The organism is Bacillus sp. XB1, from assembly GCF_053557995.1.
In genome coordinates this window covers 289,119-311,603 of sequence record NZ_JBNRIL010000003.1, presented here as the reverse complement: position 1 = coordinate 311,603, position 22,485 = coordinate 289,119, and the positions used below count along the sequence as shown (strand labels likewise).

Sequence of the window (22,485 nt, the reverse complement as noted above, 5' to 3'; positions counted from 1 at the left end):
AGTTAGCGAGGTTATTTTTTGTTATTTTGTTTTTTTCTTTTTAAATTTGCTTAATACTTCATAAACGATTGGAACAATAAGAAGTGTTAATAACGTTGAACTTGTTAATCCACCAATTACCGTTACACCAAGTCCTTTAGAAATTAAGCCACTACCTTCAAATCCTAATGCAAGCGGGATAAGAGCACCGATTGTTGCAATTGCAGTCATTAAAATTGGACGAAGGCGTGTTGCACCAGCTTCTAATAAAGCTTCACGTGTTGATAGTCCTTCATTTTCTTTATGAATAACGCGGTCGATAAGCACGATTGCGTTTGTTACAACGATACCGATTAACATAAGCGCACCAATCATTGCAGACACACTTAATGTTTCACCGGAGATTAATAAGGCAACAAGAGCTCCGATAATTGTAAATGGTAGCGAGAATAAAATTGCGAATGGTGCAAGGGCACCGCCAAATGTAACGACAAGAACGAAGTATACAATGGCAATCGCAGCTAACATCGCTAAGCCAAGTTGCTTAAATGATTCTTCAATATCTTTTGTAACGCCGCCCATAGAAACATCTACGCCAGAAGGAAGATCCATTTTATCTACTTCTTTTTGAACAGCGGCAGATGCTTTTGAAACGTCATCAGATGTTAGTTTTGCACTTACTTCTGCATAAACACGGCCATCGCGGTGTTTCACTGTATTCGAAGTTTCACCTTCTTTTACAGTCATAACATCTTTCACAGCCACTTCATTACCAAGTGGTGTTGTAATTTTACGATTTGTTAAGTCATCGATTGTTTCATAATTTTGTTTTTCAGCTTCTACATATACATTGATATCTTTACCGTCTTTTTTAATTGTTGTCAGAACAGGGCGATCATGTTGATTAGAAAGTCCCATTCCAATTTGAGCAGCCGTTAAGCCCATTTTACTCAGCTTTTCTTGATCTGCGACTAAAGTGTACTCTGCATACGTTTTTGCAATACTAGAATCTATATCTTTTAAGTCTTTATTTTTCTTCATGATATTTTGAATATCTTTTACAACAGGCTTAATGTCTTCTGAGCTATCTCCGTAAACGTATAGTTTAATTTCGTTACTACCGCCACTTGCTCCGAAGTCTTGGTTTTTCCATTCGCCTTTGCCAGACATCTTCTGTAAATCTTTAACGACTTGTTCTTTCTCTTTTTCAAAGTTTTTCGTGTCGTTATCATATTGCACGAAGAACATTGCTTGGTTTGATTGACCAGGACTCATTGGGTTTTCGCCACCTAATGAGAATTGAATTGTTTTGACGTCTTTATTATTTTGGAAGTGCTTCTCAGCTTTTGTTGCAATTTTTTCAACGTCTTCTAACGTTTGACCTGGTTCAGGGTTGTATGTTGCGATAATCATTTTTTCTTCTTCAGAAGGTAAGAAACTTACACCGATAACTGGTACAAGTGCAAGACTACCAACTAATAGAAGGACAGCGATACTTGATGTAATAATTTTGTGATTTAAAGCCCATGCAAGTATGCGTTTATACCCATTTGCTAATTTACTTGGTTTTTCTTCATGATGTACTTCTTTTTCCCTCATGCTCTCTTTCTTAAATAAGGAATGAGCTAGCATCGGTACGATTGTAACTGCTACTAGTAATGATGCTAATAAAGCGAAGACGATAGTTAAGGCAAATGGTAAGAACATTTCACCAATCATACCTTTTACTAGTCCAAGTGGTAAAAATACAGCAATTGTTACGATGGTAGAAGACATAATTGGGATAAACATTTCTTTCGTAGCTTCACGAATTAAATCTTTTCCGCGCAATTTCTCTTCTGATAACGACATACGTCGGTAAATATTTTCAATAACAACAATTGAGTCATCGACAACGCGGCCTATAGCAACGGTCATTGCTCCAAGTGTCATAATGTTAAGCGTAATATCCATTTGCTTTATGACTAAAACAGCAATTAATAAAGAAAGTGGTATTGAAACGACAGAGATTAACGTTGTTCGAATATTTCGTAGGAACAGCATGATAATAACGATCGCAAAGATAGCACCGAAAATTGCTTTGCTTAGCATTGTTTCAACTGATTTTTCAATAGGTGCACCTTGGTCGAATGTTGAAATGATCTCTAAATCTTTATATTTTTTCTCAAGATCTTTTACTTTATCTTTTACTGCATTTACAACATCAACTGTATTTGCATCAGAGGCCTTCACAATTTGAATTCCAATTGCTTCTTTTCCATTTGTTCGAGAAATAGATTCTGCTTTCCCAACTTCTTTAATGTCAGCAATTTCTTCTAATGTAACTGTTGGAATCCCGTTCATAGTAGCTGGATTCATTTGCGGCGTTTGTGCACCAGCGCCAGCATTTTGACTACCTTGACCGTTAGGTGAGGAAGGTATAGCTGGGATTTTAAGTTCTTTTAATGCTTTAATCGTTGTAATATTGCCATCTACAACAACTGATTTTTCCGTGTCTTTAAATGTGTATAAGCCAAGTGGTAAAGATACATCCGATCCCTTAATAACATTTTTTACAGTATCTTCACTTAGTCCTAGTTCTTTCATTTTATCTTTCTTGAAGACAAGCTGTACTTCATCTACTTGTTGGCCAGCAATTTGGACAGATGCAACACCATCAAGTCCTTTTAATCCTGGTACAACATTCTTTTCTACATTTTCAGTTAAGGTAGCTAAAGATTCATTCTTGCTTGCTACGCTTAACGAAATAACAGGAAAGGCATTGAAGTTTACTCGTGAAACTTTAGGATCTTTAACACCTTCTGGGAGCTTTACATTTGTGAGAGCTTCTTTAATTTCTGTTTCTGCTTTTTCCATATTTTTATCAAAATCGTATTCTACTTGAATAGAAGATGCGTTTTGAAAAGATGATGAGCTCACAACGTTAACACCACTTAAATTTTGTAGTTGTTCTTCCATCGGCTTTGAAACTTTATCAGCTACTTCTTCTGGTGTAGCACCAGGATAGACCGTAGTTACTGTCACAATCGGTGTTGTAATATCAGGAATTGTTTCCAGCTTCATATTGAGTCCAGAGTAGATCCCGGCAATAGTAACAATAATGGTTAGTAGCCAAACTGCGAACTTATTTTTTAACGAGAAATTGATGATTTTGTTCATGTTTGCGCTCCCTTTTTATTATATTGACCAACTGGTCAGTCTAATACATAATATAACTGACCGTTCGGTCAATCGTCAATAAAAAGAGATGGTATAATACATTTATAATAAGATGCGAGATTAAATTTAGGAGAGAAGATATGAAAGAAAAAGAGCGTTTGATTATAGAATCGGCTATGAAGTTATTTGCTACTAAGGGTGTAAATGCGACATCAGTGCAGGAAATTGTGACAGCTAGTGGTATATCTAAGGGAGCTTTTTACTTATATTTTAAATCGAAAGATGAGCTTTTATTAGCGACACTTCGATATTATTATGACAAAATCCAAAAGAAAATGCTGGATATTGAACAAGAGTCTTTATTACCACGTGAAAAATTTGCAAAACAATTACATTGTCAGTTTAATGATATACAAAAGCATAAAGAATTTATTATTATGCATGCGAGAGAAAATGCAATTCCGTTTAATAAAGAAGTAGAAGAATTTATGATGCGGATGAAGTTAGAGTCTCATGCATTTTATCGGAATAGTTTATTGTCCATTTATGGTGAAAAGGTTATGCCATATTTATTGGATTTAGTAATTATAGTAGAAGGCATATGCCGTGGTTATTTAGAATTAATTATTTTACAAGCACCAGAAATTGATTTATCGTATGTCGCTGCTTTTATTTTAAAAAGAGTAGATCATTTAGTAGATGGTTTGGTAGAATCTTCGGAAGAACCTATTTTACATGAAGAAAAGCTTGGAGAATTCCTTTGTAAATCAGAGCTTATTAAGGAACAAGTTAAAGAGCATTTTTTAAAAGAAATTATTGTATTTAAGCGTAGTTTAGCTGATCAATTAGAGGATGATGAGTTGTTAGTAACGTTAGATGTTTTAGAGGCGGAAATACGATTGCTTAATCCAAGAATTCCAGTAATTAGAGGTATGTTAGCAAATTTAGAGGCGTATCCGGAATTAAAAGAATTTCGATTACGACTTATAGGATACTACAATATAAAAAATTCTTAATAAAAATAAGTAAAAAACTCCTTGTCTACACAAGGAGTTTTTTCTTAAAGACTATTTACTATTTTGAGACCATTCTTCAACATCCCAAACTTTTGTAATCCAATCTTCATAGAAGTCCGGTTCGTGACATACAAGGAGGATTGTTCCTTTATATGCTTTCATAGCCTTCTTAAGTTCCGCTTTTGCTGTAACATCAAGATGGTTTGTCGGCTCATCAAATAGTAGCCAGTTACTTTCCTCACCCATTAGCTTACATAAACGAACTTTTGCTTGTTCTCCACCACTTAATTGACTTAATGGGCGAGAAATATGTTCATTTTTTAATCCGCATTTTGCTAACATCGCACGAATTTGATGCTGGTCTAAACCAGGGAATGTATTCCATACATCATCAATTGGTGTTATATTGTCAGCTTTAACTTCTTGCTCAAAGTATGCAGGCTCTAAGAAGTCACCAAGGCTTGTTTTACCGCTTAAAGGCTTAATTTTACCTAAGATTGTTTTTAGTAACGTTGATTTACCAACACCGTTACATCCAACAATAGCAATTTTTTCACCACGTTCGATCGTCATTGATAGCTTTGGTAGTAGCGGATGTGTATATCCGATTTCTACATTTTCACCTTCAAAGACGAAGCGACTACTTGCGCGACTTTCTTTAAATGAGAATTCAGGTTTAATTGCTGTTTCTGGGCGATCAATAAGTTCCATGCGATCAAGTTGCTTTTGACGACTCTTTGCACGACCTGTCGTTGAATAACGAGCCTTGTTTTTTGCAATGAAGTCTTCTTGCTTTTTGATAAACTCGCGCTGCTTTTCATAAGCGTTTATATGTTGATTTTTATTGATTTCTGCTAGTTCTAGGAATTTTTCATATGTCGCTGTATAGCGTGTCATTTTTGTGAATTCTAGATGGAAAATAACATCAACACATTTGTTCATAAATTCTGTATCATGAGAAATTAATAAGAATGCATGTGGGTATTCTTTCAAATAATTTGTTAACCAATGAATATGTTCAACGTCTAAATAGTTAGTAGGTTCATCAAGCAATAACACTTCTGGCTGTTCAAGTAATAGCTTTGCAAGCAATACCTTTGTACGTTGTCCACCACTTAGTGCTGAAACATCACGATCTAAACCAATAGCATCAATTCCAAGACCACGTGCAGCCTCTTCAATTTTCATATCTAGTAAATAGAAACCACCTGCTTCAAGTGCATCTTGTATTTCTGCCATTTGTTCAAGAAGTTCTTCTAGTTCTTCTGGTGTAGCAGTTCCCATTTTTTCTGTAACTTCATTTAAAGCTTTTTCCTTTTCGAATAACGGTAAAAATGCATCCGCTAGTACGTCACGGATTGTACGTCCAGGCGTTAAAACAGTATGCTGATCTAAGTAGCCGTAATGTGTGCCCGGTGTCCATTCTACACGACCTTGGTCATGAATAAGCTGACCAGTAATGATATTCATGAATGTTGATTTACCAACACCGTTTGCACCAACTAATCCAACGTGCTCACCTGCTAATAATCGCATAGATACATCTTTAAATAATGTACGATCACCAAATGTATGTCCTAATTTTTCAACTGTTAATAAGCTCATAGTATCCTCCGTCCAACTTGAAATAGTACCTTGAATCATGATACTAAATTCTTTCATATAATGCCATCATTTCAAAATGTATATATTTTCAAAACAAGCTAATGTACAAATGTTTATTGCTCATTTCCCAGACTTTTATGGTCCAAATGCAAAAAGCACACTTGTCCATCATACATTAAAGGCAATACTTACAAATAAAATGTCTAGCTTTGTTGGAGATAAAAAGATTGCCCGTGAATATATTTTCACACCAGATGGTGCAAAAGCAATGGTTAAATTAGCTTCACATGATGAGGCTTATGGACAAAATTGGAACATAACAGATTATGGTGTCATTACAGGTGAGGAAATGATTCAACACATACGGGAATTAGCGGGATATACCAAACGAATAATAACTGTAAAAAGAGGAATGATCCAGTTCATTGGTCTGTTTGATAAGCAGATGAAAGAATTTGTGGAAATGCTATATTTGACGGAAAAACCAGTTGTATTAAGTGGAGAGAAATACGAGAAATGTATTGGAGAGTTACCAAAAACTTCTTATTATGATGGGTTAAAAGAAACAATTATGTATATGAAAAACAGATGTAAATAAAGAAGTTAAGTTCCTTTTCATGATTTTGAAAAGGAACTTAACTTTATACTACCTTTTCACCTGATTTTTGTTTTATAAACCCTAAAACGAATCCACGTATTTGAGGATCAATTACAATTCCGATTATACCGTATAGTATACCAGTAAGAGTTAAAGCAATTAGTGGTGGTAAGTTAATTAATGCAATTCGGTATAAACCGTAACTAATAATAAAGGCTAAGGAATTAAATATAATTCCTTTAACTAATAATTGCATGCCTTTACGAATAAAGAGGGTAAATCCGATTAATAGTGTAATTTCGGTAAGGATAGCTGCGACAGCTGCCCCCATCATTCCATATTTACTACCTAATACAATATAACCTATGATGGCAACAACTAATCCAATAGTCATTGTTGTTGCACGTTTCCATTGCTGGCCAATCGTTGTTAAATTATCGGCTAGTGGATAGTTAATTGATTGTAAAATAACCATAAACGCTAGAATAGCAAGAGCGTCACCGGCGGGAGCGTATTCTTCTCCTAATAAACTAACAATCCAGAAACTTGGATCAGCAATAAAGGGGATAGAAATTCCCATTCCTAAAAAAGACATAAGTTTTAATTCAAAACTTGATAATTTTCTATGTTCTTCAATATTTTTCTCATTACCAAAAGCAAACAGCCTTGGATAAAAGGCAGCTGCAATTACCCCAGGTATTTGATATAGTACAGCAGGTATTTTAGATGCAGCACCAAAGAATCCAACTTGATTATACGTTGAAACCTTTTCTAATATAATAGGGCCCAATTGTGGTAAGAGCATAATGATGATTCCATTGATTGTGAAAATAAGTAGTTGATCTAAAATGCCTTTATCCCAACCCTTATGGACTTTCGTGTAACGTATTGTCATTATAAAGGCGATAACACCTGTTACAAGACTAGATACCCCATACATGGCAGCAACCATCATAAGTGACCATTGGAAAGACATCCCTAGTAATAGGGCAGCAGCAGCTGTTACACCTTGTAGTACAGAAATAATAGCTGTAAATTGCATGCGTTCTGTTACTTGGAAGTAAGCCATTCCAACACCTTGTAAAGTTGCTCCAAACATTGTTGGCAGAACAACCCAATATACCATCGCACGTAAGTAAGCATCGGGATAGAAGAACTGGGCACAAATAGCGAAAAGTACAGAAATTACGATAGCTAATATTAAACGAATACGTAAATAACTACTTATTAGCACGCTAATATTAGCATCGCTTCTCGTTCCTTCACGCATAAACGTATGTGTCAAACCTGCATCTGTAAAGTAACAAATAACAGCTGAAACTGCTAACGCAGTTGTAAACATACCGTAATCACTTGGAGAAACATATCTTGCAAAGAAAATTGTTGCAATAGCCAGTACAAAACGGACAGTAATGTTTCCTACAAAGAGGTAGGATGCGTTTTTTAGAATTTTATTTGTTTTCATGGGAAAAGACCTTTCTATTCTTTAGGACCCGGTTAGCTTGTCCTATTTGTAAATTTGATTTGTTCACAGAAAGAGAGAGTATCGTTATATTTTCAGTTTAAGAAAACAGAAATTTAATTCGTACAAACCAAAGCATTGCATATAGTTTTTTACTACGTTTTCCATTCTTTGAATAGATTTTACGGCAATATTTCTTTATATCTTTTTTGATTAATTGAACTTGTGATTTATCTAATTGAGAGTTTCCCTTAATATATATACAAGCGTTATTGATGATTGTATAAGGGAATAAATAAGTCTCAAGAATCTCAATAAGTGACTGAGGGTCTTTTGTAATGAAATCTTGAGATTTATTATGTACCCAATCTTTCATACGATTGAATACTTCCAACTCTTTTGTCGTTTTTAATTCATAATCTTTATACTTAGAAGAAAGATTCCCTTCTGATAAGATTCTATAGTAAGTTAAGTATTCATCGACATAACATACATTTGTCACACTCATAAGTTTAAATAAAAACTCCAAATCCTCTCCCCAACTACATCCTGGTGTAAAACGAATGTTATGATTCATTACGATGGATCGTTTGAAAATCCAAGTACTTGTTTGAGCAACAACTTGATGTGTTAGGAATGCTTTTGCCATATCACCTTTAATAAAGTTTGTTGTATGTTCAACCTTTTCGCCTGTTTCTTCGTAGAAATTCATATAACCACAATAGCACGCATCCATGTTGTTTTTATGTATACTGTCGACTTGCTTCTCAATTTTAGTTGGATGCCATAAGTCATCACTATCAAGGAAAGCAATATATTCTCCACTAGCGTTTTCAATTCCTGTATTACGAGCTACCGAAACGCCTTGGTTTTTTTGATGAACGTATTTTACTTGCCCTGGGTATTTTTCAGCAAGATTTTTTACGATAGAAGGTGACCGATCTTTACTTCCATCATCTACAATTACAATTTCGATATTTTTATATGTTTGATCCAGTATTGACTGCATTGTCTCTTCAATATATTTCTCTGCATTGTATAGAGGAATAACAACTGAGACAAGCTGGTTTTGTTCCATCATAGAATTTTAACTCCTCAAATTTTTATGTTTTTAAATTAACTCCTTTTATAAGGAATAAAATGAAAAGAATATCTGTATAAGTTTACCGCATATAAACTTTGTAAATCAACTTAATGTATATAATAATAATTATTAAAGGTATAGAAGTTAGATATGAAAGATGGTTATAATAGAAAAATGTATTGTAATAAAAGGGAGGAAACTTTAGAATGTTACAAAAGTATATGCGAAGACCTGAATTAATAATATTAGGTATCATTCTAGTTATTGGCCTAATCTTTCGGTTAATGACTTTAAAAACATATGGTAGTGATTTGACGCTTGGTAGCGATGACTTAATGTATCAAAAAAATGCTGTCAATTTTTTAGAAACAGGTATGTTGACTTATCATGATCCGACAAAACCAACTATTCATATTATGCCTGGACAAGTATTTTTATTAGCAGGCATATTCGCCATATTTGGGCATGGAAGCCTTGGTGTTTTATGTGCAAAATTAGTTATGATAACTTTTGGTGTCTTAAGTATTTATATGACTTATAAGATTGGTACATATATCTTAAATCCAGCAGTAGGATTAATTGCCGCATTGTTATTAGCATTATACCCTCCTGAAGTAGTAGTAGAGAACTTGACGTTGACAGAAAGTCCGTATCTATTTCTATCATTAGGGCTATTATATTGGAGCTTGAAATTAGCAGATACGCATTCAATGAAAGATTTTTATATTATTTTATTATTCTACTTTGTAGCACTATATTTTAGGGTACAAATCGCTTTATATCCAATTTTATTATTTATATATCTTGTATTAAAACGTTATCCAGTACGTCTAATGGTAAAGCAAGCCCTTATTAGTGTATTGGTATTATTTGTTGTGCTTGGTCCTTGGTGGGCACGTAATTACGTTCAATTTCACAAGTTTATCCCGCTTACAGCAGGTTCAGGTAATCCGTTATTACTGGGCACATATCAGGGTGAAGGTTATCCCCCTGGAAAAAGTGTGGAAGAAATTGATGCGGAACTTCTTGCGAAATATCCGGGTATAGAAGCGCATGAATTAATGGCGAAGCAACAAGAAATAGCGATGGACCGTATTAAGGAATGGTGGCATACAGATAAAAAATCAATGTTGAAAAGTTATTTAATTTTAAAACCACAAATTTTCTGGGAAAAAGCATATTATTATCCAGGCACTCCAATTAGTATTTTTGATATATCTGGGGAAGATATGAAGAAAATTTATGATCCAATTAAAACAGGTTTCATAATTTGCTCGATCCTAGCATTTGTATTCTGTTGGAGAAGGTGGAGAGAGTATTCATTTTTATGGATAAACATTTTATTCCAAACCTTTTTCAATAGTTTATACCTTGCGTATGATCGCTATGCGCTTCCATTGATGCCAATGCTTTTTATAATGATAGGTGTAGGTATTGTCGCAACTGTTATGAGGGTTAGCAGACCATTTTTAAAATAGGTAAATGATTTCATTAAGCCTATCAAAAAAATTACATTTAAATGGTATATAAAAATGACCTACTTTCTAAAATAGAAAGTAGGTCATTTTTAATTATGCATCGTGTAAAGAATCATTTTGCTCTTTATTATTTAATTTTTGTTTTAGCAACGCATAATCTTGTGTCAATGTTACAAGTTGGTGATGCTGTTTAGAAACCTTACGAGTTAAATCAAAAATTAAAATAAAACAGAATAAAAGTCCGAACAGGAATAAAACAGATGGTGGGTATTCTACGTGTAATAGCTTCCCAATCCAATTTATAATCTTATCTGTAGAGCTTAAAATCGCCATTGCGATACAAACAAAAATCCAAAGAATGGAATATTTTGTTTCCAAAGCTCCTTTACGTATCGAGTTAATAATCAGGAAAAATAATAATAGAATAAAGATAAATGAAAAGGTAATTATAGGCATGGATTATCAACCTTTCACAATTTTTTGCATTAATATAGCTAAACTTACTTTAATCATGTAATATGCAGATTTCAATGGTGTAATAGAAGATTGTCCACCTTGTCTTTCTTGCATATTAACTGATATTTCATTAATGCGAAGATTTTTCTTTTTTAAGTGAATAAGTACTTCTGGTTCTGGATAATCTTTTGGATAATTGTGTGCGAAAATCTGAATTACTTCGCGATTAATAGCACGGTATCCAGATGTTGGATCCATAAATGTTTGTTTCGTTAGTAACTTTAATAAGGCAGTGAAGTAAAATATTCCAATTCGCCTTGAAAGACTTCCCTTATATGCAGTTTTTTCCGTAAATCGAGACCCTAGCACCATATCGCATTGATTTTCAGCAATAGGTTGGATGATTTTATATAAATCCTCTGGGTTATGTTGTCCATCGGCATCAAATTGAATAGCGATATCATAGTCATTCTCATAAGCATACTTATATCCAGTTTGTACAGCTGACCCAATTCCTAAATTATAAGGTAGATTTACAAGATGGACTGGGAATGTTGTAACAATCTCAGGTGTTTTATCCATTGAACCATCGTTAATTACACAAATATCTAATCCTACAAAATGTTCTTTTAGTTCTAAAAGTCTTGTTAATGTATCTGCAATCGCTTCTTCTTCGTTGTAAGCAGGAATAATAATCAAAGTTTTAGGTATTACAATTGGTACCTCAACAGACATATTGCACCATCCTTCATATAATCGGCATCATTACTTTTATTAAACATCATATACTATACCATTAATAGTATAACAAAATAAAGGACAAGTTAGTGGGTTGTTTTGTAAACTAGGAAGCATATTTAGGTAGTGATAGGTGTTTATAATTAAAATTGAAATAAAAAAGCAGGTAAACATAAAGGAATGTTTACCTGTGTTACATAGTGTTATATGCTCCATGGCTTACTTAAGGTTAATACTTCAGCCATTTCCTTACTTTTCAAACGCCCTTTTTTTCGGTTTTCTGCGCGTTCTGATCCAGTTTGGTGTAGCCAGTGCTCTTCTTCTGTTTCAGGTAGTACTTGTGGTACGGACGAAGGTTTTCCATCTTTTATAGCCACAAATGTAATGAAGCAAGTAGCAGCAATTCTACGCTCGCCTGCTAATAAATTTTCTGCGATTACTTTTACGAAAACTTCCATTGAAGATTTCCCTGTATAACATACAAATGCTTCATAACAAACAGAATCAGCTTGGTGAATTGGAGTTAAAAAATCAACTGAATCAATAGATGCTGTTACGCAATGTTTACGACTATGTCTTGCAGCCGCAATCGAAGCAATACTATCAATTTCTGCTAATAATTTCCCTCCAAAAAGTGTTTGGTGATTATTTAAATCGTTAGGAAAGACACGTGTTGTCTTAATTGCTTTAGATTCTCGCATGAATTTCTTTTCCATATATTCAGCCCCTATAGTCTGTTTTCAATCAGAATAATATGTGTAAGCGGATTACTCATATTAGATATTTAATGAAGTAAAGTGTATTCCAAAAGAGGATTATTTAAATTTCTGTATTTGTATTCATGTAACTGAAAGAAAATTTATTTTATCTAAAATGTAGTTTAAAAGAGGATTCGCTTACATTGCAAGTAAAAAGTAATGACTATGTATTTGTCATAGAAATTCTCTATCAGCCGTGTACCCATTCATGATAGAATCGTTTTGTTATGAATGGAAATAGAGGTGCAATGGACATATGAATCATATACAAACAAATTTTTCATCTTTCTTCAATAAAATTATGATCGGTGCGATGCTCGCATTTTTTGTTTATAGTTGTTGGGCAGCATTTGAGACAAGTAAGCAATTCTTTGGAGGAAGTACAACAAGTGTAACAATCATATTGGCAATTTTCGTCATACTCATTTTGTTAGTGGCATCAATTCTACAATATCGTTTTACAGATAAACAATTTCTTATTTTTCTTATAAGTATATCTATAGTTGTGAGGCTTAGTATGCTGTTATTTGTAGACGCTCCAATAATAGGTGATATGAAAGTGATGTATGAGTCTGCAAAGCAGATTGCAATTGGTAATAATATAGGGACTGTAACTCATTTGCCTTTTATTATATATGAGTCAGTAATTATTCGTATATTTGGTGATACATTATTCGCTTTACAACTATTTAATGTGTTATTTTGCGCAGGAACCACATTTTTTATTTATCGTATTGCGGTAATGGTTTTTGGAGAAGAATGCGGTCGTATTGCTTCTATATTTTATGCTCTGTATATTCCAAACATATTCATGAGTTCCGTATTAACTCCTGAGTCACTTGCAATATTTTTATTTTATTTTGCTTGTTACATACTTTTATATAAAGGATTAGATCATCTTTATATGTGGGTGTTTTCAGCGATTTTATTTGCATTTAGTAATATGATTTTCCCAATGGGACTATTTATTCCTATTTTTATCACGGTATATGTATTATTAATTGAAGTATTTCAATCAGCAACGAAACAGAAAGTGTTACTAAAGATGATAGGGATACTTATTCTGTTTTATAGTGCTCATTTTGGTGTGAATTATGGAATTAAGACAATGGGATTATCACAATATACGATTGCGAATGAGACATATGTTCAATCTGTCTTAATTGGAAAAACGAAACATGGGGAAAAAATATCGAAAAATCAAAGTGTAACAGAGCATATTGATCAAAAGTTAAAAGAGATTGAGGGAGAAAGATTTAAACTTTTAGAACCGATGATAAATCAGTTTTCAGATGAGGGGATAAATTCTATTCTTTTCAAATGTGAAAAACTGATATATATAGCCGTAACATTGTTTATGACTATAGCTCTATTACACTTCCTTATTAAGAAACAACAAAATGAGGGATATATGTTGTTCTTATTTTTAATTAGTGGCTACGTATTGCTAAGGCTCTTCCAAGTAGATATGGTATATTACAATGTAATTATGCCGGCATTGTTTATTTTGCAGAGCTTTGGTGTTTATATGAGTTATGTGTATTGTCAAAAAATATTTTTCAGAAAATAAAAAGAATCCATTCTGGATTCTTTTTTTGATGGAAGATGAAATTTAATAGTCAGTGCAGATGAAAAGTATGCCTGACCTGAATTTTATGCCGCTATTTTCCAGGAAGTAAGACCCCCATCTTAAAATTCAGCGAAAACAAAGAAATTAGGTGGGGCCCTGCTGCCCGTAAAAGCCTGATTAGTGAGGGCTAATAATCAGTGGGAAATGAACAACCCCCCACTGATTAAAGTTTTACTTTATCTTATCGATTTAGTTCTAGTTGCAAATTATCGGCTGTTAGAGCCATTTGTGAGGAATCATCTTGAATTCCTTTCATTACTTGTGAAATAGCTTGTAGTTCGTGTTCAATTTTCTTATTCTGTTCTTTTGAGTTAGACATATCTTTTACAATTTCTTGGAAGTATCGATCTGTTGCCGACATACTATCCGTTCCTTCCGATACGAGAGAGCTAATTTGTTTCACGGAAGACGAGACACGAGTAATTTGTTCATTTGTTTTTTCGACGAGCTTTGTAACGTTAAATATAGATTCTTTCGTTTGCTCTGATAATTTTCGAATTTCACCAGCAACAACAGAAAACCCCTTCCCAAATTCTCCAGCACGTGCAGACTCGATAGCAGCGTTTAGTGCGAGTAAATTTGTTTGCTCCGCAATCGATTTAACAATATCTATGATTTCATTAATTTTGTTAGAAATATTGAGAAGTTCATGAGTATCTGTAATAATCGTTTCCATATTCATTTGAATAGATCCCATTCGTTTATTCTGCTGGTTTAATTGTTCTTTCCCTTTATTTGCTTTTTCTTCAGATGTTGTAGCTAATGATGTACCTGTTTTAGCAATCTCTACAATAGTTTCAGATTTGGCGGTTAGTTTTTGAATAGAAGAGCTTGTTTTTTCAGATACAGCAGCTAGTTCTGTTGCGATATGCGTAATTGTCATAGCAGTTAATTCTTTTTCTTTCTCATGCTCTTTTTGCATTCTTTCATATTCAGATTCATAAGCTGCAAGAACAAGTTCTTGTTCAAGAGTGAATAATTTATTTATGACATTTATAGAATAGGAAAAATCATCGATTGTTGTTATTTTTGTTTGCAAAATCTTCATGATAGAGCGGAATAATTCTTGATAAGCAGCAGTATACCATTTTCGATGTAAACCAATTTGTACATGCCTTTTGGCAATCCTAACACGCTGTTCAATAAAATCTTCATGCATATTGCCGCTGAATAATTCTTTAATATGTGTTTTTAAAGTTTGTTTTAGTTTTGGAATAGAGCTGTAACGTTCAATAATAGTAATTAAATTAGGTTGTTTTGTAATGTTGGCATAGAATTTTTCAGTAATCCAATCAATTTCTGCATAAATAAAAGGCTGTAGTATTTTTACAACTTGTAAATCTTCTTTTGAAATATGTAGCATATCCATTTGAATTTTCAATTCAGAATTAGTAGGTACATTAAAAGTTATTTGTTGCTCTTTACTTAATTCGATTATACTGGCGTTTGTTTTATTAATATTTTTTTTGAAAACCCCAAGCATCATTCTTCCCCCTGTATATAAAACGTTTTCAATTTTAAAACTAATATAGAGTAATTATATATGCTTATATATAATTACTCTATATTAGTTTGTTGAATAGTACATAAATTAAGAGAATTCTAGATAGAATTCTCTTAATGGCCTTTATTAATTTTAGCATGTGTTTTAAAGAAAACAGGGAAATGCACATTATATATTACAGTGACGACACGAATAACGAATGTTACTAATAAACAAACATAGAAAGCTAATACGTGCGCCCCCATAGCGTGTGTGATTAGGAAGCTAATTGCTCCTAAGATAGAAGCGATTGCGTAAATTTCTTTTCGGAATACGTAAGGGATATCTTGAGCACAAATGTCACGCAAAATACCGCCTCCAATACCTGTAATGACTCCCATTGAAACAACTAGAAATGAGGCGTCAACATGATGTGACATTGCCGCATTTGCACCAATAGCTGTAAAAACGCCTAAGCCAACAGCATCAGAAAGCATAATAACGACTTGAAGTTTATTGATGCGTTCAAAAAACATACAAGTAAATAATGCTGATAATACACTTACGAAAAAGTAAATGGGTTTTACAAATGCGACAGGGGGCAGGTTACCGATCATAATATCACGAATAATACCGCCGCCGAGCGCAGTAGCTACAGCTAAACAAAGGACACCAAATAAATCTAAATCTTTTTTTAAACCAACTAATGTACCAGAAATGGCAGCGGCGATAATGCCAAGAAACGTAAATATATCGATTAATAACATGGCCTTAATCCCTTCCTCTTAAAGATGTTCCAGAGAAAAAATATACACTAAAGTATTGGAAATAACAATTACTTTTCGTTACATGTAGAAAAACGGATAAAATACATAAAGAAAGCGTTTGAAAATGTTTAGGGAAAAATGAAGCAAGGTTAACCTTTAGTTGTGGGATAGCTGAGTAGATGTCATTTTGTAATTATTAAATTCTATATATTAATATAATGATTAATGAATGTTACTATAATGCTGATAATAAGTAGAAGAGTGTTAGATAGTTTTTATAGAGATAGGGAAGGATAGCTAAAGGATAATATTTTCTAGTACTACTTAAGGTAGAGTGGCTAGTTTCGATATAAAAATAGTTCTCAATTTAAATATGAGTTATGTTATAATTGCTAGGTGTGTTTTAACGATAATAAATTATGATTAAAAGATAATGTTAAGATTTTGTATGGAGGTCTTGGAATGTTAGCAAATCAAGCTAGGGTTAGATTTGAGCGTTTTTTGCTCTTTTTTATTATTTTACAGCCTGTTTTAGATTTATTAACGTCTCTTAGCATCACTTTATTAAAGTCAAATGCTACCGTTGGAATTTTAGTAAGATTCCTTATTATGGCTGTTGGTGGCATTTATATTTTAATTCAGGCAAAAGAGAAGGAAAATAGAAAGTTTTTAATTTATCTTATATTATTAGCCGGAGTTTTAGGAATAGGATTTATTAATAACAAACTAGTTAAGGATCCTATTGTACTTAGTGAAGAAGTTAAATTCGTTGCAAAAGCATTATATATATATATCATGCTGGGATCATACATTTTAGCTTTAAAATCATTGAAAAAGACAGTTAATATTAGTGATAAGGTTCGAAATAGTATTGTATATTCTACATTAATCATTAACGCAATTATGGTTATTTCTATTTCAACATCTACTGACTTTGGTAGTTATGAATGGATGAAGGTTGGTTCTCGAGGTTGGTTCTATGCAGGGAATGAACTAGGTTCAATCTTAGCTATTATTTTCCCTATTGTGGTACTATATTCTATTCAAAAAACAAAGAGCTGGAAACACATTTTATATTGGATTCCATCACTTTTAATGATTTATTCGCTAATTCAAGTTGGTACAAAAGTAGGGATGGGCTCAATTGGTGCTACGTTAGCGGCAGCAATCGGAATCATTGTACTACAATTATTATTTGATAGAAAAAATCCGAACAAAAAATCCCTTGCGCTTAATGCAGTAATTGCTATTGTCCTATTAGCTGGTGTAGTTGGAACGTTTAAACAAACGCCATTAGCACAAAATATGGGTATTCACAATAATTATTTATCAGAGCAAAATGTGGCGCAGCAAGGTCAAAAAGAAAAAGAAATTAAAGAGAAGCTGAAAAAAGAGCAAGAACTTAAAGAAAAAGAAGAAAATCACCATAAAGTTGAAAAGCCAGAAGAAAAGGCGAAGATAGAAGAGGAAGTTAAGAAAGAGCTTGAGAAAGAGCAAAAGAAAGAAAATCAAGAAAATCTTATTTTCAGTGGACGTCAAGTATATGAAGAAAGACATAAGCAGTTCTTTAAAGAAGCGCCAATGTCACAAAAGTTATTAGGAATGGGTTATGCAGGTAACTTTAAATACAATGAACAAAAGCAGCCAGATCCAAAACTAATTGAAATGGACTTCCATGATTGGTTTTATGATTTCGGGATTATTGGCTTTGTATTACTAATGATTCCATTTATTTATTACGGGCTAAGAATTCTACTAGCATTTGCTACGAGATTTAAGGACATATTTAATATAAAATATGGAATGATTTCAGCAAGCTTATTGTTAGCGTTAGGTATTGCTTATATTGCAGGACATATTTTAACAGCACCAGGAGTTGGTATTTACTTTGTAGTGGTGTTAGCTTATCTAATAGTAGACCTAGAAATTGAATGATAAAAATAAAAGCTAACTTTTGTTAGCTTTTATTTTTTAGTACAGTAAAATAAAAATAGATGGAAACGTAGCGAGGATTTAAAGGAGGAAAAAATATGAGAATATTGCATATGAATGCAGGAGCAGAAGATGGGGGAGGGAAAACACATATTATTTCACTTCTCGATCAGTTTCCAGCTGGTGAAGTAGAATTAGCAGTATTTGAAGATGGAATTGTTGCGAAGGAAGCAAGGGAGTTAGGGATAAAAGTCCATGTGTTTTCACAAAAATCGCGCTATGATTTATCCATTTTAAAGAATATAAGTGAATTTATTAATAAAGAAAAATTTGATGTAGTTCATACACATGGCCCTAGGGCTAATTTCTATGTTTCTTTAATGAAAAAGAGAATAAAGGCAAAATGGGTAACGACTATTCATAGTGATCCATTTCAAGACTTTACTAAACAGGGCTTAAAAGGTTGGATTTTTACGAAATTAAATTTGAAAGCCTTAAAAAATATAGACTTATTTTTCGTTGTAACAAATAGATTGAAAAAAAGCCTGGCAGCATTAGGTATTTCAAATGAAAAGATGCATGTTATTTATAATGGAATTGAATACGATAAGGAAAAAGCAGAAGGCTATAATAAAAAAGAAATGTTCAATATTGATGAAGATGTATTTACGGCAATTCAAGTAGCACGATTACATCCTGTCAAAGGACATGAAGTTTTATTCGATGCGTTACAACAAACAAAATTAGAGAAAATTAAAGTATTATTAGTTGGCGATGGCCCATTAGAAGAAAATCTAAAGTCATTAGCTACTGAAAAAGGGATTAACGATAAAGTAGAGTTTTTAGGACATCGTCAAGATGTAAAACAATTATTTGCGTCGTCACATGTAAATTTATTAACTTCCCATAGTGAAGGGTTCCCACTAGTTTTATTAGAAGCGGCAAATCAGCGCGTACCATCAATTGTGACTAGGGCTGGAGAAATTGAACCATTAATCGTAGATGAAACTTACGGATGGATTGTGCCGACAGGTGATGGAAAGGCATTAGCATTAGCTTTAGAAGAAGCGTATGATAAGTGGAAAACTGGAGAGTTAGCAGCAATGGGTAAACATATTTATGAGCATGCTACTATGAACTTCTCACTTCAAAAACTATATGAAGATACAAAGGAAACATATAAGCAATTAATAGCGAAAAACTTGTAATGATAGAGAGGATAGTTAACTATGGCAGTACAAACAGTTGATATTCTAGGCGTTCCTTTTTCTACAATGACAATGGATGAAACGGTCCAATATTTAAAAGAACAACTAGAAGCGGAGCGAACTCATACGTTTCAGGTAGTAACAGCAAACCCTGAAATTGTTATGTGCGCAAAAAAGGATGAAAAGTTCTATCAAACATTATTGAATACAGATTTAATTACACCTGATGGTATTGGGGTTGTAAAGGCAAGCGGGATGCTTGGTACACCTTTAAAAGAACGTGTAGCAGGTTTTGATTTAATGTGTAATTTACTTGCGAAGTTATCAGAAGATAGTAAGCCGGTATCTGTTTTCTTATTAGGTGCAAAGCCGCATGTTGTACAAGCTGCAGCAGATCATTTAACAAAGACATATTCAGCTGTATCCATCGCTGGTATACAAGATGGTTATTTTAAACAAGAAGACGAAGAGAATATTATTTCTCGCATTCAAGAAGCAAAACCAGATTTATTACTTGTTGCACTTGGTTTCCCGAGACAAGAGAACTTTATCCAAAACAATAAGCATCGTTTAGAAACGAAAATGGCTGTTGGAGTGGGTGGAAGTTTAGACGTATGGGCTGGAGAGGTAAAACGCGCACCAAAATGGATTCAAGCGATTCATTTAGAGTGGTTTTATAGATTATGCAGTAATCCAACACGCTGGCGTCGTCAGTTAGTATTAGCGGAATTTTTAAAAGAAGTAATGCGTTCGAAAAAGTAGCGAAATATCGCTGCTTTTTTTATTTGTTCATTTTTAATAAATTGAAACTTTAATCAGTGAGGCATCCCCACTGATTATTAGCTCTCACCAATCGGGATAGACGTTTTACTTTTTGGGAATGATGAAGGAGAATTTTTTACACAAAAGTATTTTACTTATACAATTCACACATGTAAAATGATGTGTAAAGACACCTGTGTGAGGAGGACTTCTAGTGGGCAAGGTAAAAGAAATTTCGAAGCGCAAACTGCTTGGTATAGCTGGGCTTGGATGGCTATTTGATGCAATGGATGTTGGAATGCTTTCATTTGTAATGGTAGCCTTGCAAAAGGATTGGGGATTAAGTACGCAAGAAATGGGCTGGATAGGCAGTATTAACTCAATCGGCATGGCAGTAGGAGCGCTTATTTTTGGGATACTATCAGATAAAATAGGGCGAAAATCAGTCTTTATTATTACATTATTATTATTTTCTATCGGTAGTGGTTTAACTGCATTAACAACGACACTTGCGATGTTTCTCGTTTTACGCTTTTTAATTGGTATGGGGCTTGGCGGAGAGCTTCCGGTTGCCTCTACACTAGTATCAGAGAGTGTTGAAGCGCATGAGCGTGGGAAAATTGTTGTGTTATTAGAAAGTTTTTGGGCAGGTGGATGGCTAATTGCAGCTCTTATCTCGTATTTTGTTATTCCTAAATATGGTTGGGAAGTTGCGATGGTATTGAGTGCAGTTCCAGCATTATATGCTTTATATTTAAGATGGAATTTACCGGATTCCCCAAGGTTCCAAAAAGTTGAAAAAAGGCCATCTGTTATTGAAAATATAAAATCAGTTTGGTCTGGGGAATATCGTAAAGCAACAATTATGCTATGGATTCTATGGTTTTGTGTTGTTTTTTCCTATTATGGAATGTTCCTTTGGTTACCGAGTGTAATGGTGCTAAAAGGATTTAGTTTAATAAAAAGTTTCCAATACGTACTTATTATGACATTAGCTCAACTTCCAGGATATTTCACAGCTGCTTGGTTTATTGAACGTCTCGGTCGTAAATTTGTTTTGGTTACGTATTTAATCGGGACAGCTTGCAGTGCTTATTTGTTTGGGGTTGCGGATTCATTAACAGTATTAATCGTGGCAGGTATGTTACTATCCTTCTTTAACTTAGGTGCTTGGGGAGCATTATACGCCTATACACCTGAGCAGTATCCAACGGTTATTCGTGGTACAGGTGCAGGAATGGCAGCAGCATTTGGTCGTATTGGTGGTATTCTTGGGCCACTATTAGTGGGATATTTAGTTGCTTCAGAAGCTTCACTATCATTAATATTTACGATTTTCTGTGGATCAATTTTAATTGGTGTATTCGCTGTAATAATACTTGGACAGGAAACGAAGCAACGAGAATTAGTATAAAGTGAAAATTTAAACGTATCCCTGACCGTTTATTATCCTACACTACTCGGCTCTTTATAGGCAGTTAGTGCGGGATAAAAGGGGAGAGGAAACCGAAGTGGTTTCCTTTTTTCTGTTTTTTTAGATAAATAATGGTATAGTAAGAAAAAGGGATTATTTCTTATAAAAGCGAATGTATACAACAGGACATATGGACAAAGAATTAGGTGGTTGAAGAAATGAAAATTTTACTGATCATGGAAGAGGCAGAAGAGAGAAGAGAGTTAGCTGAAAATTTCACTGAAAATATGAGAAATGTAGAATGTTTTGAAGCAAAGACAGGAACAGAATCTTTATTTATGATGAAAAAACATATACCAGACTTTGTTTTTTTAAGTTCCAAATTACTAGATGGTACTGGTTTTGAATATGCAAGTTTATTACGAGAAATAAATTGCTATACAAAATTTATTTTTGTAGGTGAAAACATAGAAGAATCTATTACAGCCTTTCGTTTCCAAGCATTTTATTATTTATTGCGACCATTTCGTGAAGAAGATTTACAATTTCTTTTATATAAAATAGGTAAAGAACAAGGTGAGAAAGCAAAGAGTTATTTGCGAAAACTACCGATAGAAAGTCAAGAGGGTATACGATATATTCTTCCAGAAGATATCGTATATGTAAGTAAAAATAAAGAAAATAAAACTGTTTCAATTTACACAACGAATAATCAGTATATTTCAACATATACACTTCAGGAATTAGAAAATAAGCTAAATGCATATGATTTTTTACGTGTACATAAAAGCTATTTAATTAATATGTCATATGTAAAAGAACTGAAACCGTATTATAATGGCACGTATAATTTGTATTTAGATAGGTATGATGAGCAACCGATTCCAGTCAGTCGTAATTATGTAAAACGCCTTCGAAATAACATTGAATTATAGTAGGTAATGAGAGTAATTTAA

The 22,485-nt window shown here is 33.5% G+C and carries 17 protein-coding genes and 2 pseudogenes; 9 read left to right on the top strand and 10 right to left on the bottom strand.

All coding sequences use genetic code 11. The features are described 5' to 3' along the window. Window positions 1–21: 21 nt before the first annotated feature. Complete coding sequence (locus ACK1U5_RS22725; protein ID WP_069604864.1) at window positions 22–3,138, bottom strand: efflux RND transporter permease subunit; 3,117 nt, start codon at window positions 3,136–3,138, stop codon at window positions 22–24. Window positions 3,139–3,278: 140 nt separating this feature from the next. On the opposite strand from ACK1U5_RS22725, the gene ACK1U5_RS22720 reads away from it, so the two are divergent. Continuing rightward, on the top strand, window positions 3,279–4,154 hold the full coding sequence (locus tag ACK1U5_RS22720; protein ID WP_000659645.1) for a TetR/AcrR family transcriptional regulator: 876 nt from the start codon (window positions 3,279–3,281) through the stop codon (window positions 4,152–4,154). 51 nt (window positions 4,155–4,205) lie between these two features. Here ACK1U5_RS22720 and ACK1U5_RS22715 read toward each other — a convergent pair whose 3' ends face one another. Next, window positions 4,206–5,759, bottom strand: a complete 1,554-nt coding sequence (locus ACK1U5_RS22715; protein WP_000055410.1) for an ABC-F family ATP-binding cassette domain-containing protein — start codon at window positions 5,757–5,759, stop codon at window positions 4,206–4,208. A gap of 88 nt (window positions 5,760–5,847) precedes the next feature. Here ACK1U5_RS22715 and ACK1U5_RS22710 point away from each other — a divergent pair. Then, window positions 5,848–6,357 (top strand): annotated as a pseudogene (locus tag ACK1U5_RS22710) (NAD-dependent epimerase/dehydratase family protein); the annotation flags it as partial. 43 nt (window positions 6,358–6,400) lie between these two features. Here ACK1U5_RS22710 and ACK1U5_RS22705 read toward each other — a convergent pair. Both ACK1U5_RS22705 and ACK1U5_RS22700 read right to left on the bottom strand, forming a co-directional pair. Further along, window positions 6,401–7,822 (bottom strand): oligosaccharide flippase family protein, encoded by a 1,422-nt coding sequence (locus tag ACK1U5_RS22705; RefSeq protein ID WP_000856127.1) that lies wholly within the window; start codon window positions 7,820–7,822, stop codon window positions 6,401–6,403. A 97-nt stretch (window positions 7,823–7,919) separates the two neighbouring features. Further along, window positions 7,920–8,900, bottom strand: coding sequence for a glycosyltransferase family 2 protein (locus ACK1U5_RS22700; RefSeq protein WP_069604865.1), 981 nt, complete (start codon window positions 8,898–8,900; stop codon window positions 7,920–7,922). Between the two features lie 209 nt (window positions 8,901–9,109). On the opposite strand from ACK1U5_RS22700, the gene ACK1U5_RS22695 reads away from it, so the two are divergent. Continuing rightward, complete coding sequence (locus tag ACK1U5_RS22695) at window positions 9,110–10,381, top strand: glycosyltransferase family 39 protein (protein WP_000939653.1); 1,272 nt, start codon at window positions 9,110–9,112, stop codon at window positions 10,379–10,381. Between the two features lie 93 nt (window positions 10,382–10,474). Here ACK1U5_RS22695 and ACK1U5_RS22690 read toward each other — a convergent pair whose 3' ends face one another. The 3 genes from ACK1U5_RS22690 to ACK1U5_RS22680 form a co-directional block, all read right to left on the bottom strand. Continuing rightward, on the bottom strand, window positions 10,475–10,837 hold the full coding sequence (locus ACK1U5_RS22690) for a DUF2304 domain-containing protein (RefSeq protein ID WP_001121765.1): 363 nt from the start codon (window positions 10,835–10,837) through the stop codon (window positions 10,475–10,477). Window positions 10,838–10,843: 6 nt separating this feature from the next. After that, a complete protein-coding gene (locus ACK1U5_RS22685; RefSeq protein WP_000110207.1) occupies window positions 10,844–11,572 on the bottom strand; it encodes a glycosyltransferase family 2 protein in 729 nt (242 codons plus the stop codon). 206 nt (window positions 11,573–11,778) lie between these two features. Further along, window positions 11,779–12,291: an acyl-CoA thioesterase gene (locus tag ACK1U5_RS22680; RefSeq protein ID WP_000412119.1), complete on the bottom strand. Its 513-nt coding sequence runs from the start codon at window positions 12,289–12,291 to the stop codon at window positions 11,779–11,781. Window positions 12,292–12,589: 298 nt separating this feature from the next. Between ACK1U5_RS22680 and ACK1U5_RS22675 the strand changes: the two genes are divergently transcribed. Continuing rightward, window positions 12,590–13,903, top strand: a complete 1,314-nt coding sequence (locus ACK1U5_RS22675) for an ArnT family glycosyltransferase (protein ID WP_048568679.1) — start codon at window positions 12,590–12,592, stop codon at window positions 13,901–13,903. Between the two features lie 241 nt (window positions 13,904–14,144). Here ACK1U5_RS22675 and ACK1U5_RS22670 read toward each other — a convergent pair whose 3' ends face one another. The 3 genes and pseudogenes from ACK1U5_RS22670 to ACK1U5_RS22660 form a co-directional block, all read right to left on the bottom strand. Then, complete coding sequence (locus ACK1U5_RS22670) at window positions 14,145–14,846, bottom strand: methyl-accepting chemotaxis protein (protein ID WP_370658441.1); 702 nt, start codon at window positions 14,844–14,846, stop codon at window positions 14,145–14,147. 54 nt (window positions 14,847–14,900) lie between these two features. After that, a pseudogene (locus ACK1U5_RS22665) lies at window positions 14,901–15,446 on the bottom strand (protoglobin family protein); the annotation flags it as partial. 134 nt (window positions 15,447–15,580) lie between these two features. Next, window positions 15,581–16,213 (bottom strand): trimeric intracellular cation channel family protein, encoded by a 633-nt coding sequence (locus ACK1U5_RS22660; RefSeq protein WP_000924371.1) that lies wholly within the window; start codon window positions 16,211–16,213, stop codon window positions 15,581–15,583. 462 nt (window positions 16,214–16,675) lie between these two features. Between ACK1U5_RS22660 and ACK1U5_RS22655 the strand changes: the two genes are divergently transcribed. The 5 genes from ACK1U5_RS22655 (at window position 16,676) to ACK1U5_RS22635 (ending at window position 22,464) form a co-directional block, all read left to right on the top strand. After that, a complete protein-coding gene (locus tag ACK1U5_RS22655) occupies window positions 16,676–18,148 on the top strand; it encodes an O-antigen ligase family protein (RefSeq protein WP_000880764.1) in 1,473 nt (490 codons plus the stop codon). A 95-nt stretch (window positions 18,149–18,243) separates the two neighbouring features. After that, window positions 18,244–19,353 (top strand): glycosyltransferase family 4 protein, encoded by a 1,110-nt coding sequence (locus ACK1U5_RS22650; RefSeq protein WP_001221215.1) that lies wholly within the window; start codon window positions 18,244–18,246, stop codon window positions 19,351–19,353. Between the two features lie 21 nt (window positions 19,354–19,374). Then, window positions 19,375–20,115: a WecB/TagA/CpsF family glycosyltransferase gene (locus ACK1U5_RS22645; protein ID WP_000290748.1), complete on the top strand. Its 741-nt coding sequence runs from the start codon at window positions 19,375–19,377 to the stop codon at window positions 20,113–20,115. A gap of 214 nt (window positions 20,116–20,329) precedes the next feature. Continuing rightward, window positions 20,330–21,529: an MFS transporter gene (locus ACK1U5_RS22640; protein WP_000521077.1), complete on the top strand. Its 1,200-nt coding sequence runs from the start codon at window positions 20,330–20,332 to the stop codon at window positions 21,527–21,529. A gap of 218 nt (window positions 21,530–21,747) precedes the next feature. Then, window positions 21,748–22,464: a LytR/AlgR family response regulator transcription factor gene (locus ACK1U5_RS22635; RefSeq protein ID WP_000698256.1), complete on the top strand. Its 717-nt coding sequence runs from the start codon at window positions 21,748–21,750 to the stop codon at window positions 22,462–22,464. Window positions 22,465–22,485 lie beyond the last annotated feature (21 nt).

Coding starts and splice junctions, on each gene's coding strand:
- ACK1U5_RS22680 (WP_000412119.1), bottom strand. CDS start 12,291: ATGGAAAAGAAATTCATGCGAGAATCTAAAGCAATTAAGACAACACGT.
- ACK1U5_RS22705 (WP_000856127.1), bottom strand. CDS start 7,822: ATGAAAACAAATAAAATTCTAAAAAACGCATCCTACCTCTTTGTAGGA.
- ACK1U5_RS22695 (WP_000939653.1), top strand. CDS start 9,110: ATGTTACAAAAGTATATGCGAAGACCTGAATTAATAATATTAGGTATC.
- ACK1U5_RS22720 (WP_000659645.1), top strand. CDS start 3,279: ATGAAAGAAAAAGAGCGTTTGATTATAGAATCGGCTATGAAGTTATTT.
- ACK1U5_RS22650 (WP_001221215.1), top strand. CDS start 18,244: ATGAGAATATTGCATATGAATGCAGGAGCAGAAGATGGGGGAGGGAAA.
- ACK1U5_RS22725 (WP_069604864.1), bottom strand. CDS start 3,138: ATGAACAAAATCATCAATTTCTCGTTAAAAAATAAGTTCGCAGTTTGG.
- ACK1U5_RS22690 (WP_001121765.1), bottom strand. CDS start 10,837: ATGCCTATAATTACCTTTTCATTTATCTTTATTCTATTATTATTTTTC.
- ACK1U5_RS22660 (WP_000924371.1), bottom strand. CDS start 16,213: ATGTTATTAATCGATATATTTACGTTTCTTGGCATTATCGCCGCTGCC.
- ACK1U5_RS22670 (WP_370658441.1), bottom strand. CDS start 14,846: ATGACAATTACGCATATCGCAACAGAACTAGCTGCTGTATCTGAAAAA.
- ACK1U5_RS22685 (WP_000110207.1), bottom strand. CDS start 11,572: ATGTCTGTTGAGGTACCAATTGTAATACCTAAAACTTTGATTATTATT.
- ACK1U5_RS22635 (WP_000698256.1), top strand. CDS start 21,748: ATGAAAATTTTACTGATCATGGAAGAGGCAGAAGAGAGAAGAGAGTTA.
- ACK1U5_RS22655 (WP_000880764.1), top strand. CDS start 16,676: ATGTTAGCAAATCAAGCTAGGGTTAGATTTGAGCGTTTTTTGCTCTTT.
- ACK1U5_RS22715 (WP_000055410.1), bottom strand. CDS start 5,759: ATGAGCTTATTAACAGTTGAAAAATTAGGACATACATTTGGTGATCGT.
- ACK1U5_RS22645 (WP_000290748.1), top strand. CDS start 19,375: ATGGCAGTACAAACAGTTGATATTCTAGGCGTTCCTTTTTCTACAATG.
- ACK1U5_RS22675 (WP_048568679.1), top strand. CDS start 12,590: ATGAATCATATACAAACAAATTTTTCATCTTTCTTCAATAAAATTATG.
- ACK1U5_RS22700 (WP_069604865.1), bottom strand. CDS start 8,900: ATGATGGAACAAAACCAGCTTGTCTCAGTTGTTATTCCTCTATACAAT.